Genomic DNA, 15,007 nt, shown 5'->3' on the forward strand with positions numbered 1-15,007 from the left:
GAACGGTGGAGCCTGCGGTCGCGCATCGGACGGATGATCGGCGCTCGAGAGAGCTATTCAGGTACGACAGGACCGGCATCCGCCATGTCCGCGGCAGATGGCAAGCGTACGAAGCTGGCGTGTCGAGTACGGTCACCAATGGTAAACCGGCAATTAATGTGACTCCCTCAGAACTGCATGAGGTTCTCTCGCAGGGTGGCGTACTCGTAGTTCGAACGGACCAGGCCGCGTCGTTGAAGGGCAGGCACCAGCCCGTCGGTGATCTCGGCCAGGTAGCGGCGGGTGATCCCACCGCTGATGAGGAAGCCGTCCCCGCCGACGTCGTCCATGACCTCGCCCATCTCCTCGGCGACCGAGTCGGGCGTGCCGACGAACCGGACGTTCTTCATGGACCAGCCGAGGGCGGCCTCGCGCGGGGTGTCGCCGTAGGACATGAAGTCGGCGAGCGTGGTCCGGTGGCCGTTCGTCTTCAGGTCACCGAACGGCTCGTCGAGCGGGACGCCGGACAGGTCGTTGTCGGTCAGGGCGCCGATGTGGCCCAGCGTGGACTCGATCCGCGAATCGATCGCGGCCTCCATCGCACGACGCTTCGCGCGGGCTTCCTCGATCGTGTCACCGAGGATCGGCGAGGTGATGAACAGGACCTTCACAGCGTCGGGGTCGCGACCGGCCGCAGCCGCGCAGGACCGGATGTCGTCCCGGAACTCCTTCATCGACCGGTTCCCCGAGCCTGCTCCGGTGAGCAGGGTGTCGGTGTGCTCGCCGGCGAAGCGTCTGCCGCGGGGAGAACCACCGGCCTGGCAGTACACGGGCCTGCCCTGAGGTGACCGCGGCCCCGGCACCGTCGCGTCCATCCGGACGTAGCTGCCCTTCACCTGTATCGACGGCAGCGGATCGGCCGGATCGACGGGGGCGGCCGACCAGTACTGCTCGACGGCGTCGACGTACTCGTCGGCCATCTCGTAACGCTTGTCGTGCTCGGGCAGCCGCGGGAGGCCGAAGTTCTGCGCCGCACGGTCCTCGCTCGAGGTCACGATGTTCCACCCGATCCTGCCCCGGCTGAGGTGATCGAGCGTGTGGAAGCGACGGGCCAGGATCTCGGGCGGGTAGAAGGAGGTCGAACAGGTGGCGACGATGCCCAGGTGCCGGGTCGCGGCAGCCAGCACGGGAGCCAGCATGACCGGATCGTGTTTGGGTGCGTAGAGCCCGTACTTGAGGTCCACCCGCGACGAGCCCTCGTACTGGTCGGAGACCATCGACGAGTCCTCGAGCATCATGTAGTCGAAACAGGCACGCTCGAGTGCCCGGGCGAAATCGACGTGGAACTTTCCGTTCGGCCATTCTCGGCCGTCCCTACCGGCCCATTGGCCGTTCCACGGCGGATTGCTGAAGTTCATGAACCAGGCGAGATGGAAACGGCGATCGGGCATGGCGGTCACCTCCGGGTCGCAGCGGTGAGGCGGGAGCGCAGCATCCCGCCGGCCGACGGGGCACCGATCCCGGCGGCGTGCAGGGCGGGGACCAGCTCATCGATCAGCTCGCTCGCGCCACGACGGGTCCCGTCCGCCGGGCGAAGGAGCACCCCGGCAGCACCGGTGCCGGTGAGCAGGGCGGCGAGCCGGTCGACGATCCGGGCGACGGGCCCGCCGAGCAGGTGGGTGCCGTCCGGGGTCGTGTCCTCGACGACGGCATCGGTCACCGGTGTGACGACGAGCAGGTGTCCCGGCCCCGCCCCACCGACGAAGGCGTCGCTGTTGCCGATCGGGGCCGCCCGGTCCGGCCCGCCGAGAGGTTGCACGAGGGGCGGGGCACCCTGAGGCGGGCGCAGGGTGTTCAACGGTCCTCGCGAGGCGTAGAAGCGACCCGTGAAATCGATCGGCCGGACCTTGGTGTGGTCCACGTAGACGTTGGCGGCGCGGTCCATGACGAGTGCATCGGCGTCCCACGAGGCCCACAGCCGGCGAAGGAGGTCCACGTACTCGTTCGCACGCTCCGTGCAGTCGGCACCGGGACCGGTGAGGTACCACCCCACCCGCCCGTCCGCGAGATGGTCGAGAGTCGCAATGGCGCGGGCGGCCATCCACGGTGGCAGCCCGACCGGGTCGACCGGGACGACCACCGCGAGGCGCTCGGTGTGGGCCACGACCAGCGGGGCCACGGCCAACGGGTCAGGGCCCGCCTCCGCCCCGTCGAGGACGAGCATCTCGACGCCTGCACACTCCAGCTGGGTCGCGAGCCAGGTGTGACCGGTCGCGTCGGGCCGGTCGAGGAATCCGGGGCCGGGACCGGAATCGAGTGGTGCCTGGAACCAGCCCAGGATCGGGTCGTCGGTGGACGGTGGCGTGGTGTGTCGGGTGACGCCGGGCGCGGTGGTCACGGGCCCTCCTGCCGTTTCGGTGTGGCATTAGCGAAACGGGCCGGGATTGCCTGGACGGAACGTGGCCGTTCCGAGTCGTTTGCGCGGGTCGTACTCCGTGTCCCGAGTCGATGAGCTGCGGCGATGCAGGGAGGTCGGCCGGAATCCCGCCGATCCGGTGAGCGATTTCCGGCCGGTCGAGCGGCCTCGCGTGCCTCGGGACCGGGGTCGAGACCGGCTGACGCTCGATCCCGTCAGCCCACGTGCTCGATCAGCCGCTGCCGGGCGAGCCGCTCCACCATCTCCGGCAGGGCCGGGGCGGGAACACTGTCGAGGTCGTCGCGGGAGCCCCGCACGATCTGCTCGACGAGCGAGGTGGGGGCCCGTCCGGCGAACTCGGCGGCGAGCCGGTCGACGGCGTCGCGGACGGTGGGGTCGTCGGGACTGAGCAGTGGGACGCGCACGGTTCTGTGGTCGATTCTTCGGAGGTCGGGTGCCCGGGCGCACCACCACGTGGTGGTGCCGGGCGGGTCGAGGGGCGGTGCCCTGCACGACCGGGCGACGGGCCGGTCGTCGGCCCGTGCGATCGCCACCCACGGTAGGTGTCCGGAGCGCGGCCGTCGACCGATATACCCGGAAGTGGTGAGCATGCTCAGTGTCGACGCAACGATCTGATACGTCCTGGCGCCGATACGCGTGTTCGTTGCGTGTCGGAGGCCGGATCGGTCGAGGATCTTGCTCGGGGGCCCGGCGGACGCTGGACTGCCGTGGACGGCCCACACCCCCGGGCCCCGCCGCCGCTCCGTGGAGACCCCATGAACATCCTCGACATCCTCGACGCCGACGACTTCGAGCAGCTGACCCTCGTCCGGGACCCGGACTCCGGGATCCGGTCGGCGGTCGCGATCCACGACACCACGATGGGCCCGTCGCTGGGCGGGGTACGGATGCGCGCCTACCCGAGTTTCGACGACGCCGTCCGGGACGCGATGGCGCTCGCCCGCGCCATGACCTACAAGTCCGCGCTGGCCGGGCTTTCGCTCGGCGGCGGCAAGAGCGTCGTCGACGCCGCGCCGACGCCGGCGAACAAGGCGGCGTTCCTGCCGGTGCACGCCCGGCACGTCGCCTCGCTGGGCGGGCGCTACATCCCGGGCGCCGACATGGGCACCGACGCGTCCGACATGGAGATCCTGGCGAAGGACGTGCCGGTGGTGTCCTCCCGCAGGGACCCCTCACCGTTCACCGCCCGCGGTGTCTTCCGGGCGATCGGAGCCACCCTCGGGCGGGCCGGCCACGACGGTCTCGCCGGTCGCCGGGTCGCCGTGCAGGGCCTGGGCAAGGTCGGGGCGTCACTGGTCGGGCTGCTGCGCGCGGCCGGCGCCGAGGTCCTGGTCACCGACGTGGACGACGCCCGGGTGCGGGCGGTGCGGGACGCCGCGGGTGCCGTCGCGGTGCCGGTCGGTGAGATCCTCACCGCCGACGTCGACGTGCTCTGCCCCTGCGCAGCAGGCGGTGTGCTCACGGCGACGGTGGTCGACCGGCTGCGCGCCGGGGCGATCGTCCCCGGTGCGAACAACCCGCTCGCTGCCCCGGAGCTCGCGTCGACCCTGGCCGCGCGCGGTGTCGACTACGTCCCGGACTTCGTCGCCAACGCCGGCGGTGTGATCGTCTGCGAGGCCGAGGTGCTCGGCAGCGACGACGGCATCGACGACAAGATCGACGCGATCGGTACCACCGCGGTCCGGATCCTGGACGCCGCGGCCGAGCGGGGGACCGACACCGTCACCGTCGCCCACGAGCTGGCCAGGGCCCGGCTGACCGCACAGGCCGCGGCGCGCCCGGCGTTCCCCGCGCTGGCCTGATCCGCCGGTCGCTGCACGGCCGTCGGTCATCCGTCGAGGTGCACCTCACCGTCCGGCTCGACGGAGCCGACGCCGGGCAGCCCGGCCAGGTCCGGCGGGTCGTCGTCGTAGGTCCCGACGACGACACCGACGGCGTGCAACACCTTCTCCACCTGCAACCCTGCCGCCGCACAGGCCCTGGCCACGTCGTCGACCGGGTGTCCGCGGGTCACCGACACCAGCACCCTCGCCATCTCAGCCTCCGGTCGCGCGGACGAGCCCGGCGCCGACGTCGCCCGAGGGCAGCGGGAGCCGCTGCGCCGCCTGGGTGAGCCCGGTCCACAGATCGCGGCCACGGGCCCCGGTCCGCTGGGCGAGCAGCGCGGCGATCCCGGAGACGTGCGGGGTCGCCATCGACGTCCCGGAGATCGTGTCGTTGCGCTGCGGCATCGGCCACGACGAGTAGACGTCCACGCCGGGCCCGGCGATGTCGACCTGCCCGCCGTCGACCGCCGAGCTCGCGGCGGAGAACTCGGCGATCGCGAGCGCGGCGTCCACCGCGCCGACCGCCATGATCGACGGGCTGTTCGCCGGGACACCGACGAAGCCGACGTTCCCGGCGGAGCGCTCGGCGTTGTTCCCGGCCGCGGCGATGATCAGCACGCCGGCGTCGAGCGCTCTGCGGCCGGCGTTCTCGTAGGCGGCGGACACCTCGTCGAGGTCCGCCCCGAGCGACAGCGAGACGATCTGCGCGCCGCTCGTGATCGCCCACTCGATGCCTTCGAGGATCCCGGCGTCGGTCCCTGAGCCGTCGTCGCCGAGCACCTTGCCGACCAGGATCCGGGACTCGTACGCGACGCCGTAGCGGCGACCCGAACCGGGAGAGAGGGGACCGCACGCGGTGCCGACGCAGTGCGTGCCGTGCCCCTGGAGATCCTGCACCTGCTGCCCGTCGACGAACGAGCGGGATTCGATGTCGCGGTCCGCGAAGTCGGGATGACCGAGATCGAGACCGGTGTCCAGCACCGCCACGCCGATCCCGGCCCCGGTCTCGGGCACCGCGTCGACCCCGGTGGCCTGCAGCCCCCAGGTCAGCTGCTCGGTGTCACCGAACCGGGCGGGCACCGGCGCCTCGGCTGCCGCGCCGGCGATCGCCCGGTCGCGCAGGAACGTCGCGGCGTCGGCGAACCCGCGCAGGTACTCCGCGGACAGCCCGGAGCCGGAGCCCAGTGCGCGCTGCACACGCTCCGGTTCGACGGCGATCAGCCGCCGGTCGGCGCGGGCGGCCCGCAACCGGTCCGGGTCGAGCTCCGCGACCGCGACCCCGAGCCGGGCGAGCAGCGTCGGGTGGAAACCGGACGGGGACAGTGGTAGGGCGTCGCGGCTGCTCGTGACCTCGGTGAGCCCGGTCAGTTCCCGGACACAGGCGCGGGCGGCCGTGTCGTCGTCGCCGAGCAGGTCGTCCCCGAGCACCAGCAGGTAGCGACCGGTGAGGGTGCCGCCGGGCCGGCTGCTCCCGGTCGGGAACGGTGCGGTCATGTCGCCTCCGGTGATCTCGACGTCCGATCACCCATCGTGCCGCAACGGTCCACCCCGGGCATCCGGACGGGACCGTCGGTCCCGGCCACGGGGGCCGGACGACCCGGGTGCCGCAGCCGGACACCGGTGCATCCTGGACATCGGGCGGGCCGGGCACGACCGGTCCTCGGGGGAGGAGCGCGAGCATGGCAGCACGGCACACGGGTCCGGTCGTCGCCGGCGTCGACGGGTCGGAGTCCGCACTCGACGCGGTCCGCTGGGCGGCCGACGAAGCGGCGTCCCGGCACGTCCCGCTGCGCCTGGTCGCCGTGTTCACCCCGCTGCCCGCGGCCCCCCGGCACGACCTGGGCCTGACCGCGGCCTACCGGGAGCAGGTCGCGACGTCGTTGCGGGCGACCCTGGAGCTGGCCACGGAGGTGGCCGCCGGTGCGGCGCCCGGGATCGAGATCGACTCGGAGCTGCGCACCGGCCATCCGGCCCAGGTCCTCACCGAGGAGTCCCGCTCAGCCGTGCTGACCGTGGTGGGCAGTCGCGGGCTGGGCGGGTTCACCGGCCTGCTGATCGGATCGGTCGCCGTGACGCTCGCCGCGCACGGGGGCTCACCGGTACTGGTGGTGCGCGGTGAGCGGGCGCCCGGCTCCGGGCTCCCCGTGCTGCTCGGGGTCGACGGGTCACCGGCCGGGGAGGCCGCCGTCGGCGTCGCGTTCGAGGAGGCGTCCCGGCGTTCGGTGCCGCTACGGGCGTTGCACGCCTGGTCCGACGTGGTCGTCGACCCGGCGGTCGCCGTCCTGATCGACAGCGAGGCCTGGGAGACCGAGGAGCGGGCACTGCTCGCCGAGCGGCTGGCCGGATGGTCGGGCAAGTATCCCGACGTCGAGGTGGAGCGCGTCGTCGTGCGGGACCGGCCGGCCCGTGCGCTCGTCCGGCACTCGGCCGAGGCCGGCCTGGTCGTGCTCGGCTCGCGGGGCCGCGGCGGGCTGGCGGGGTTGCTGCTCGGCTCGGTCGGTCAGGCCGTGCTGCGTCACGCGACGTGCCCGGTACTGATCGTCCGCGGCTGAGGGTGCTACCGGCCGAGTTCGGCGAGCAGGGCGTCGGCCACCGCGTAGAGCTTGGTGTTGCTGTTGTGCGACAGGGTCCGCAGCAGAGCGAACGCCTCGTCCGCCGTGCAACCGCGCCGCGCCATCAGTACTCCCTTGGCCTGCTCGATGCTGGCGTGCCGGTCGAACCGCGCACGCAGTCCGGCGTTCTCGGCGGCCAGCGTGCGGGCCAGCACGGCCGCCCCGGTTCCGTCGTCGGGAGCCGCGCCGTCCAGCACACCGGTGACGTCCTCCACGTGGTGCAGCAACCCGATCACGTGACCGTCCGGGCAGCGCAGCGGTGAGTTCACCGGCACCCACACGCGCTCGACGAACCCGGTCGTCCCGGTGGGGCCGGGCACGTCGTAGCGCTGCACCCGCATCGCGTCGCGGCGGCCGCGGCGCAGCACGCGTTCGAACGAGGACGTCAGGTTCACGACACCGTCGGCCCCGGGGAGGTCCGGATTGTCCGGGAACACCTCGAACATGGGGCGCTCGGTGAGCTCGTCCGGTGCGCGCAGGGTCGCCGCACAGTAGGCGGGGTTCGCGGCGACGATGCGCAGGTCCCGGTCGAGGACCAGGTACGGCGAGCGGGTGGCCAGGAAGGCGGGGTCGTCGCGGCAGCCGCGCAGGTACCGCAGGTTCGACGACCCCGTGGACATCAGACCTCCGCCGTCGCGGACGGCGCGAGGTCGGTGGTACCACCCGGCGCGGTCCACGGCATCTCGTGCGTACGTGAACCGTCCTCCCCGGAGGAAGGACGCCGGGCCGGCTGCTCGACCCATCGACTGTGTCCACCCGGCCGGATCGACCGGCGGACACCGGAACACATTACGACACCCGGCCCACCGGAGGGCACCGTGCCGCACGGTACGGAGCGTCGGCGATCATCCGGTCCCCGTCGCGGCGACGGTAGTGTCGCGGTGACCGACCTCACCGGACACGACGGCGCCAGGAGCAACGATGCTCGGACTGATGCAGGACCGCCCCCTCACGCTGCCGCACGTCTTCCACCGTGCGGAGCAGTACTTCGGGCACAAGGAACTGGTCACGGCGACACCAGCGGGGACCACGGAGGCGATCACGATCGCCGACTGGGCCGTCCGGGTCCGGCGGCTGGCCACCGTCCTGGACACGCTCGGGATCTCCCCGGACGGGCGGGTCGGCACCTTCTGCTGGAACACCGCGCGCCACCTCGAGCTCTACCTGGCCGTGCCGTGCACCGGCCGGGTGCTGCACACGCTGAACCTGCGGCTGTTCCCCGAGCAGCTCGTCTACGTCGCGAACCACGCCGGTGACGAGGTCGTCTTCGTCGAACGGTCGCTGCTGGGGCTGTTCTGGCAGCACGTCGACCGGTTGGAGTCGGTCCGCCACGTCGTCGTCATCGACGACGGGGCCGGTCCCGAGCTCCCGGATGACCCCCGGGTCTCCGACTACGAGGAACTGCTCGCCGCCGCGACCCCGGTCGGCGGCCGCTTCGTCGTCGAGGACGAGAACACCGCCGCCGCGATGTGTTACACCTCCGGCACCACCGGGAACCCGAAGGGCGTCGTCTACTCGCACCGTTCCACGTTGCTGCACTCGCTGGCGACGCTGTTCGCCGACGGCGTCGGGCTCCGCGAGCGCGACGTCGTGCTGCCCGTCGTGCCGATGTTCCACGCGAACGCCTGGGGCCTGCCCTACGGCTGCCTGCTGGCCGGCACGTCGCTGGTGCTGCCCGGGCCCGGCATGACACCGGACGCGATCCTCTCGCTGATCGCCGAGCACCGGGTCACGGTCGCGGCGGGCGTCCCGACGATCTGGATGGGGTTGCTCCCCAAGCTGTCCGACTACGACGTGTCCTCGCTGCGCACGATCCTCTGCGGCGGATCGGCGGTGCCGAAGTCGTTGTCGGAGGGGTTCCGGGAGGCGACCGGGCTGCCTCTGCTGCAGGGCTGGGGGATGACCGAGACGTCCCCGTTGGCGGCGCTCGGGGTGCTCCGCGCCGAACACGACGGGCTCCCCGAGGAGGCCAAGGCCGACGTCCGCGCGATGCAGGGGCCCGCCGTCCCGCTGGTGGAGCTACGGATCGCCGATCCGGACACCGGCGAGGAGCAGCCCTGGGACGGGGTCTCCACCGGTGAGGTGCAGGCCGCTGGGCCGTGGATCGCCAAGGAGTACTACCGCGGGGAGGGCGGAGGCAGCCAGTTCACCGACGACGGCTGGCTGCGCACCGGCGACGTCGCCGTGGTCGACCGGCTCGGCTACGTCAAGCTCGTCGACCGCACCAAGGACCTGATCAAGTCCGGTGGTGAGTGGATCAGCTCGGTGGAGCTGGAGAACGAGATCATGGCGCATCCGAAGGTCGCCGAGGCCGCGGTGATCGCCGTACCGCACGAGAAGTGGGTGGAACGTCCGCTGGCCTGTGTCGTGGTGGCCGACGGTGAGCAGCTCACCGCGGACGAGCTGATCGAGTTCCTGTCCGGCAAGGTCGCCAAGTGGTGGCTGCCCGACGCGGTGGAGTTCATCGACGAGGTGCCCAAGACCAGCGTCGGAAAGTTCTCCAAGAAGACGCTGCGGGACAAGTTCGGCGGGTACACCCTTCCGTCCTGACCGGGTCCTGGACCGTCCTGGTCGGCTCAGCTCCGCAACAGCCTCCGGAACAGCGGGGTCCGGCCGCCGGCCGGCTCCGCCTCCCCGCTCGCGCTGCCGGTGCCGGCGGACCGCCCGCCCGGTGCCGGCTCGGCGTCCCGTGGCCCGGGGATCGCGGACGCGCCGGGCCCCTGCTCCGGGATCGTCCCGGCCGGGAGCGGCGCCCGCTCCAGCACGTCCAGGCAGTGCGTGTCGCCGCATGCGTCGCCGACCGCGATCTGCCCGGCGACGGCGGCCACGGCGGTGAGCGGCGCGTCCAGCGGGGCCCGGCCGAGAATCTCGGCGTGGGTCAGGTCCCACAGCACCACGCTCCCGCCGGAGCCTGCGGTGACGGCCCGGTGCCCGGCCAGCCCGGCCACCGCGCGCAGCAGCACCGGGTCGGCGCGCACCGAGGTCACGGCGGCCGACCCGACCGCCCAGGTGTGCACCCGGCCGTCCGCGTCGGCCGCGACCGCATGGCAGCCGTCGTCGTCGATCGCGACGCCGGCCAGTTGCGAGCCGGGCAGCGCAACCTCGTGCAGCTCACCGGATGCGGTGTGCCACACCATGAGCGCAGTGTCCGAGCCGAGCAGCACGGTGCTTCCGCCGGGGGTGAGCGCGGCCCGGTGGGCAGGTCGGGGCAGCTGTACGGAGCGGAACTCCCGGCCGCTCCGGGCATCGGCGACGGTGATCCGCCCGGGGTCCTGGCCGGTGTCGCCGAGCACGGCGAGCCCACCCCTCCCGGCCAGCACGGCGCCGTTCACCGCGGTCGACCCGGCCAGGACCCCGGTGGCGGCGTGCCGCTCCTCGATCCGGTCCGCGGCCCCCTCGGTGACGGTGAACAGCCGCGTCCCGCCCGTGTCGGACCACACGTGCCGGGCGTCCGTCGAGCACCGCCAGCGTTCGTCACCGGTCTGCCGGTCACGGGCCACCAGCGGTCCGGCCCCGCGTGCGGCGGAGACGACGAGATCCCCGGCCACGGTGATCACCCCGACCGCGGCGGGCAGGCCCGGCCGGTCCCCGTCGCCGTCGACACCGGTGGTGTCCCACAGCAGGATCCGCCCGTGATCGTCACCGGTCGCCGCGATCGCGCCGTCGGCGTCGAGGGCGGCGGCGCGGACGGCGGCCCCGTGCCCGGCCAGCACCACCGGCGCGGGGTCGTCGTCACCGGTCCGCCAGAGCTCGACACCGCCGTCCGCGCGGGCGACCAGCGCGGTCCCGGTGTCGGCCCCCGCCGCGGCGGTCGTCGCCGTGCCCCCGCCGATCCGCTCCGATGCCTGCGGGAGGCCCGCGACGAGATCGAGCCGGTGCACGCCGCCGTCCGCGGTGGTGACCAGCAGCTCGGCCGGACCGGTACGGACCAGCCCGGTCACCGCCGAGTCACCCTCCAGCCCGGCGAGCAGGGCACCGGAGGAGGCGTCCCACGTCCGCAGCGCGCCGTCGACGCCACCGGACACGATCGTGCCGGGTCCGCCGGCGGCGAGCGCCCGGACCGGGCCGGTGTGGGCCGCGGGGATCGTGACCGCGGTCCCGCCGATCACGTCCCAGATGCGGACGGTGCCCAGCGCGGATCCGCCGGCCAGCCTGGTCGCCCCGGCCGCGGTGCAGGCGAAGGCGAGCACGCCGGGTTCCGTCCCGTCGGTGGGGAGTTCCCCGACCTGCACGCCGTGGGTGGCCAGCACGCGTACGACGCCGCCCGCCCCGGCCACCGCGATCAGGCCGCCGTCGGCGGAGACGGCGAGCGCACGCGCACAGGGCGAGGCCGGCGCGGGCCGGGGCCCGTGGGTGCCCGCGACCGGATCGGTCGCCGCGGCCAGCCCGGTCGCCGTGTCCCAGGCGAGAACGGCTCCGGACGCGTCGACCGAGAGCAACCGTCCGTCGGGCTCCAGTACCAGCCCGGTGACGGCGTCGCCGTGACCGTCGAGGATCCGCCGCAGCGCGGTGGACGGCGGCCGGGTCCGCCATCGGGTGGCCAGCACCAGCAGTCCCCGGGCGTCGATCCGCTGCCGGGCGGCGCCGGCCAGCGCCTTCTCCCCGGTGGCGACCGCCCGGGCGAGGAGCTGCTGGGGGACTGCCGCCGGACGGCCGGCGAGGTCGGGATCACGCAGGTGGTGAGCCTCGAGGTCCAGGACACGGCGCAGCGACTCGGGCGTCACGCCGTCCGGCGGGGTCAGCCCCCCGAGCCCCCCGGACAGTGCGTCGCCGGTGGCGACGCGCCGCTCCAGGCCGTCCCAGAACTTCTCGACGGGCATGCGGTGGTCCTTCCCGGGGGTCGCGGTCGGTTCCGTGTCGGAGGCCCGGGAAGCATCGTTAACGAGAGGAGGGGGTGTCGCGGGGCGACTGGCGGTGACCGGTCGCGGGCGCTCGGTGACCGGCGGACCGTTGCGTCACGGGTGGTTTCGGTCGGGGGTCGGGGCTACCGTCCGGCTCATGGCCCGTACCTCTCGTGCTCCCGCCTCCCGCGCCGGCGGAGTCACCGCGTTCGTCGCCCCCTGGCTCGCGATGGCCGAGATCGCGGTCACCGCGCCCCTGGTGATCGCACACCGGACCGCGCGGCTCGTCACCGGCGGATGGCCGCCACGGCCCCGGGAGCAGCGCGAGCTCGTCCGGATGTGGACGGAGAAGGTCGATGCCTTCACCCGGGCCGCCGTCGTCGCCGCGACCGCGGTCCCCGGGCCTGCGACGGCGGCCCGGGCGCTGGCACCGGTCCGGTCCCGGGTGCGGGGCAACGCCCGGCGGCTCGGCCACCGCCGGTAGCCGCCCCGCCCCGCCCGCCCCGAGAGCTCACTCGACGGTCACCGACTTCGCCAGGTTCCGTGGCTTGTCGACGTCGCGGCCCAGTGCGACGGCGAGGTGGCGCGCGAAGAGCTGCAGCGGTACGGCGAGCAGGATCGGTGCCAGCTCCGGTTCGGTCCGCGGTACCCGCAGGACGTCGTCGGCGAGCCCGCCCGGGAGCGTCGCGTCGGTCACCGCGACGACCGGGCCGCCCCTGGCGCGGATCTGCTCGATCGTGCCGACGTTCTTGGCCAGCAGCTCGTCGTCGGGCACCAGGACGACGCTCGGCATGTCCGGGGTGACCAGCGCGAGCGGCCCGTGCTTCAACTCGGACGCCGGGTAGGCCTCCGCGTGGATGTAGGAGATCTCCTTGAGCTTCTGCGCGCCCTCCCTCGCGACCGGCCGGCAGCGGGTGCGCCCGACGAAGAACATCGACGACGCACCCGCATGACGCTTCGCGACCTCGGCGATCTCACCGTCCCGCTCCAGGATCTCGGCGACGTGGCCCGGGAGCGACTGCAGGCCTGCGACCAGTCGGCGGCCGTCGGCGACGGACAGGTCGCGCACCCGGCCCAGCAGGATCGCGAGCATCGCGAACGTCACGGCCATGTTCGTGACCGCCTTCGTCGAGGCGACCGACACCTCCGGCCCGGAGTGCAGGAAGACACCGCTGCCGCACTCGCGGGCGATCGCCGACCCGATCACGTTCACCGCGCCGATCACCCGGCCCCCCTTGCGCCGCAGCTCCTGGACGGATGCGAGGGTGTCGGCCGTCTCCCCGGACTGGCTGACCGCGACATAGAGGCACTCCGGGTCGACGACCGGGTTCCGGTACCGGAACTCACCCGCAGGCTCGGCGGCCGCCGGGATCCGGGCGAGCTCCTCGACCAGCCCGGCCCCGATCTCACCGGCGTAGTAGGCGGATCCGCATCCGAGGAACAGCACCCGGCGGACCCCGCGCAGGTCCCGCGGGTCCAGATCCAGGCCGCCGAGCCGGGTGGTGGCAAAACGGGTGTCGAGCCGCCCGGCCAGTGCGCGGCGGATCGCGTCGGGCTGCTCGGCGATCTCCTTGGCGAGGAAGTCGGGATGCCCGCCCAGCGCGTAGTCGCCGGTGTCGGCGTCGACCGTGGTGGGTGCGATCCGGGTCGAGCCCTCGATCCCGTCGGCGCGGACGGTGACGAGCTCGCCGTCGTCGAGGAACACCACCTGCCGGGTGTGTCGCACGACAGCGGCCAGGTCGGACGCGACGACCATCTCCCCGTCGCCCACCCCCAGCACGATCGGGCTCCCGTTGCGGGCGACGACCAGTTCCTCGGGGGCCCTGGCGTCGAGCACCACCAGCCCGTAGGTGCCCTCGACGTGGGTCAGTGCGGCCGGGACGGCCTCGGCGAGCGACCCGGCACCGGCCTGCAGGGCCTCTGCGACGAGGTGCGGGAGCACCTCGCTGTCGGTGTCCGAGGAGAGCGCCACACCACGGGCGGTGAGCGCGGCGCGCAGGGCATCGGCGTTCTCGATGATCCCGTTGTGCACCACGGCGACACGGCCGGAGGTATCGGTGTGCGGATGGGCGTTGCGCTCGCTGGGTTCGCCGTGCGTCGCCCAGCGCGTGTGCGCGATCCCGGTCCGCCCGTGCAGTGGGCCCCGGTCCAGCAGATCGCGCAGGTCCTCCACTCGGCCTGCGGTGCGACGGACGCTCACCTTCCGTCGGTGTACGAGCGCCAGTCCCGCGGAGTCGTAACCCCGGTACTCCAGGCGAGCCAACCCGTCCAGCAGGACGGGGGCGGCTTCCCGCGACCCGACGTATCCCACGATGCCGCACATGCGACGTCCTCCTCAGCCGTAGACGATCCTGCGCAGCCGACGCGCCGACACCGCGCCCGGTGCGACCACCCGGGCGTCGAGCTCTGCGCCTACCCGTGGCCAGATCTCGTCGTTGCGCAGACCACGGGCCTGCAGCTCGCGATGCCTGCGCCGGACGAACTCCTCGGTGGTCTCGGCGAAGTGGGCGACGACGTCGGTGACCACCCGGGCCGCGACCTCCGGCGGGAGACCGGTCGTCACCGCGACGTGTCGCACCAGCTCCGGATCCACCGTCCGAGCATGACCGTCCGGGGTCGTGGAGGCCAGGATCCTGCCCGGATCCGGGCAGGATCCTCGGTCGAGCGGCAGGTCGTGCCCCCCCCAGCCCTCCTGGGACGGGCTCGTGATCCACGACTCGGCCCCGCGGAGCGGGCGCCGGGCGTCGCCCACGCCGGGGATCGGCCACCCCCCGGGCGACGGTCGAGCCACCGGGCCGGTCGGTCGATCGGGGAGTTCGAGTGCCCGGCCGGGCAGCCAGGCAGCCAGGCCGGCCGGTGTGCCCCGGAGGTGCATCCGGGGCGCTCTGACCTGCGGCGACACCGGAAGGGGACCCCCCTGTTCATGGGCCCAGAGCGCTGCTGTAACTTTATCCAGGTCAGCGAGTGAGCCGGACAGAACGGGCCTTGGTTGCCCGGTCAACAGGCCCCGTTGGCTGGTGGCCCCCCGGGTGGATGTCCGATGTTGTCGGGTGTTTATGGTGGTGGGGTCGAGGCGGTCCGCCTTCGGATCCGGTTGTGGCCGGTGGTGTGGTGCGGGTGTCTTTTGAGAACTCAACAGTGTGTCGAGCTATTTTTTGGCGTTTTGTGCCATGTTGTTTGTGCCATGGTTCGTCGATCCCGTCGGCGAAGTTGTGGCTTTTTTTGTCAGGGTTTTTGTTGGAGAGTTTGATCCTGGCTCAGGACGAACGCTGGCGGCGTGCTTAACACATGCAAGTCGAGCGGTAAGGCCCT

The 15,007-nt window shown here is 73.0% G+C and carries 13 protein-coding genes and 1 rRNA gene; 5 read left to right on the plus strand and 9 right to left on the minus strand.

Going from position 1 to position 15,007, the window contains the following annotated elements; genetic code table 11:
• Positions 1-167: 167 nt before the first annotated feature.
• The 3 genes from AB0J24_RS08220 to AB0J24_RS08230 all read right to left on the minus strand — a co-directional run bounded on the left by AB0J24_RS08220 (position 168) and on the right by AB0J24_RS08230 (position 2,820).
• Positions 168-1,430, minus strand: coding sequence for an NtaA/DmoA family FMN-dependent monooxygenase (locus tag AB0J24_RS08220; protein WP_358677318.1), 1,263 nt, complete (start codon positions 1,428-1,430; stop codon positions 168-170).
• A gap of 5 nt (positions 1,431-1,435) precedes the next feature.
• Positions 1,436-2,377 (minus strand): LLM class flavin-dependent oxidoreductase, encoded by a 942-nt coding sequence (locus AB0J24_RS08225; protein WP_358677321.1) that lies wholly within the window; start codon positions 2,375-2,377, stop codon positions 1,436-1,438.
• A 233-nt stretch (positions 2,378-2,610) separates the two neighbouring features.
• Complete coding sequence (locus AB0J24_RS08230) at positions 2,611-2,820, minus strand: three-helix bundle dimerization domain-containing protein (protein WP_358677323.1); 210 nt, start codon at positions 2,818-2,820, stop codon at positions 2,611-2,613.
• Positions 2,821-3,171: 351 nt separating this feature from the next.
• On the opposite strand from AB0J24_RS08230, the gene AB0J24_RS08235 reads away from it, so the two are divergent.
• Entirely contained in the window at positions 3,172-4,218 is a 1,047-nt protein-coding gene (locus AB0J24_RS08235; protein ID WP_358677325.1) for a Glu/Leu/Phe/Val dehydrogenase dimerization domain-containing protein, read from the plus strand.
• A gap of 26 nt (positions 4,219-4,244) precedes the next feature.
• On the opposite strand, the gene AB0J24_RS08240 is transcribed toward AB0J24_RS08235, so the two are convergent.
• Positions 4,245-4,451, minus strand: a complete 207-nt coding sequence (locus AB0J24_RS08240) for a hypothetical protein (protein ID WP_358677327.1) — start codon at positions 4,449-4,451, stop codon at positions 4,245-4,247.
• A gap of 1 nt (position 4,452) precedes the next feature.
• Complete coding sequence (locus tag AB0J24_RS08245) at positions 4,453-5,736, minus strand: S8 family serine peptidase (RefSeq protein WP_358677330.1); 1,284 nt, start codon at positions 5,734-5,736, stop codon at positions 4,453-4,455.
• Between the two features lie 185 nt (positions 5,737-5,921).
• Here AB0J24_RS08245 and AB0J24_RS08250 point away from each other — a divergent pair, with 185 nt between their 5' ends.
• Positions 5,922-6,794, plus strand: coding sequence for a universal stress protein (locus AB0J24_RS08250; RefSeq protein ID WP_358677332.1), 873 nt, complete (start codon positions 5,922-5,924; stop codon positions 6,792-6,794).
• Positions 6,795-6,799: 5 nt separating this feature from the next.
• Here AB0J24_RS08250 and AB0J24_RS08255 read toward each other — a convergent pair whose 3' ends face one another.
• Positions 6,800-7,474, minus strand: a complete 675-nt coding sequence (locus AB0J24_RS08255; RefSeq protein WP_358677335.1) for an ANTAR domain-containing protein — start codon at positions 7,472-7,474, stop codon at positions 6,800-6,802.
• 301 nt (positions 7,475-7,775) lie between these two features.
• Here AB0J24_RS08255 and AB0J24_RS08260 point away from each other — a divergent pair, with 301 nt between their 5' ends.
• Positions 7,776-9,404 carry a long-chain fatty acid--CoA ligase gene (locus AB0J24_RS08260; RefSeq protein ID WP_358677338.1) on the plus strand — a complete coding sequence of 543 codons (1,629 nt, stop codon included), beginning with the start codon at positions 7,776-7,778 and terminating at the stop codon, positions 9,402-9,404.
• A gap of 26 nt (positions 9,405-9,430) precedes the next feature.
• On the opposite strand, the gene AB0J24_RS08265 is transcribed toward AB0J24_RS08260, so the two are convergent.
• The gene (locus AB0J24_RS08265) at positions 9,431-11,674 is read right to left on the minus strand and encodes a hypothetical protein (RefSeq protein ID WP_358677341.1); all 2,244 of its coding nucleotides are present in this window, start codon (positions 11,672-11,674) and stop codon (positions 9,431-9,433) included.
• 178 nt (positions 11,675-11,852) lie between these two features.
• Between AB0J24_RS08265 and AB0J24_RS08270 the strand changes: the two genes are divergently transcribed.
• The gene (locus AB0J24_RS08270; RefSeq protein WP_358677344.1) at positions 11,853-12,179 is read left to right on the plus strand and encodes a hypothetical protein; all 327 of its coding nucleotides are present in this window, start codon (positions 11,853-11,855) and stop codon (positions 12,177-12,179) included.
• A 27-nt stretch (positions 12,180-12,206) separates the two neighbouring features.
• Here the strand turns inward: AB0J24_RS08270 and glmS are convergent, their stop codons facing one another.
• Both glmS and AB0J24_RS08280 read right to left on the minus strand, forming a co-directional pair.
• The gene (gene glmS / locus AB0J24_RS08275) at positions 12,207-14,018 is read right to left on the minus strand and encodes a glutamine--fructose-6-phosphate transaminase (isomerizing) (RefSeq protein ID WP_358677347.1); all 1,812 of its coding nucleotides are present in this window, start codon (positions 14,016-14,018) and stop codon (positions 12,207-12,209) included.
• Positions 14,019-14,030: 12 nt separating this feature from the next.
• Positions 14,031-14,288, minus strand: coding sequence for a hypothetical protein (locus AB0J24_RS08280; protein WP_358677350.1), 258 nt, complete (start codon positions 14,286-14,288; stop codon positions 14,031-14,033).
• Between the two features lie 641 nt (positions 14,289-14,929).
• Between AB0J24_RS08280 and AB0J24_RS08285 the strand changes: the two genes are divergently transcribed.
• Positions 14,930-15,007 (plus strand): 16S ribosomal RNA (locus AB0J24_RS08285); the annotation flags it as partial.

The organism is Pseudonocardia sp. NPDC049635, assembly GCF_040659795.1.
In the GTDB taxonomy this organism is placed as follows: domain Bacteria; phylum Actinomycetota; class Actinomycetes; order Mycobacteriales; family Pseudonocardiaceae; genus Pseudonocardia.

Bases quoted from the DNA above. Each gene is read 5' to 3' on its own strand.
- AB0J24_RS08255 (WP_358677335.1), bottom strand. From the start codon at position 7,474: ATGTCCACGGGGTCGTCGAACCTGCGGTACCTGCGCGGCTGCCGCGAC.
- AB0J24_RS08265 (WP_358677341.1), bottom strand. From the start codon at position 11,674: ATGCCCGTCGAGAAGTTCTGGGACGGCCTGGAGCGGCGCGTCGCCACC.
- glmS (WP_358677347.1), bottom strand. From the start codon at position 14,018: ATGTGCGGCATCGTGGGATACGTCGGGTCGCGGGAAGCCGCCCCCGTC.
- AB0J24_RS08250 (WP_358677332.1), top strand. From the start codon at position 5,922: ATGGCAGCACGGCACACGGGTCCGGTCGTCGCCGGCGTCGACGGGTCG.
- AB0J24_RS08270 (WP_358677344.1), top strand. From the start codon at position 11,853: ATGGCCCGTACCTCTCGTGCTCCCGCCTCCCGCGCCGGCGGAGTCACC.
- AB0J24_RS08220 (WP_358677318.1), bottom strand. From the start codon at position 1,430: ATGCCCGATCGCCGTTTCCATCTCGCCTGGTTCATGAACTTCAGCAAT.
- AB0J24_RS08235 (WP_358677325.1), top strand. From the start codon at position 3,172: ATGAACATCCTCGACATCCTCGACGCCGACGACTTCGAGCAGCTGACC.
- AB0J24_RS08245 (WP_358677330.1), bottom strand. From the start codon at position 5,736: ATGACCGCACCGTTCCCGACCGGGAGCAGCCGGCCCGGCGGCACCCTC.
- AB0J24_RS08240 (WP_358677327.1), bottom strand. From the start codon at position 4,451: ATGGCGAGGGTGCTGGTGTCGGTGACCCGCGGACACCCGGTCGACGAC.
- AB0J24_RS08260 (WP_358677338.1), top strand. From the start codon at position 7,776: ATGCTCGGACTGATGCAGGACCGCCCCCTCACGCTGCCGCACGTCTTC.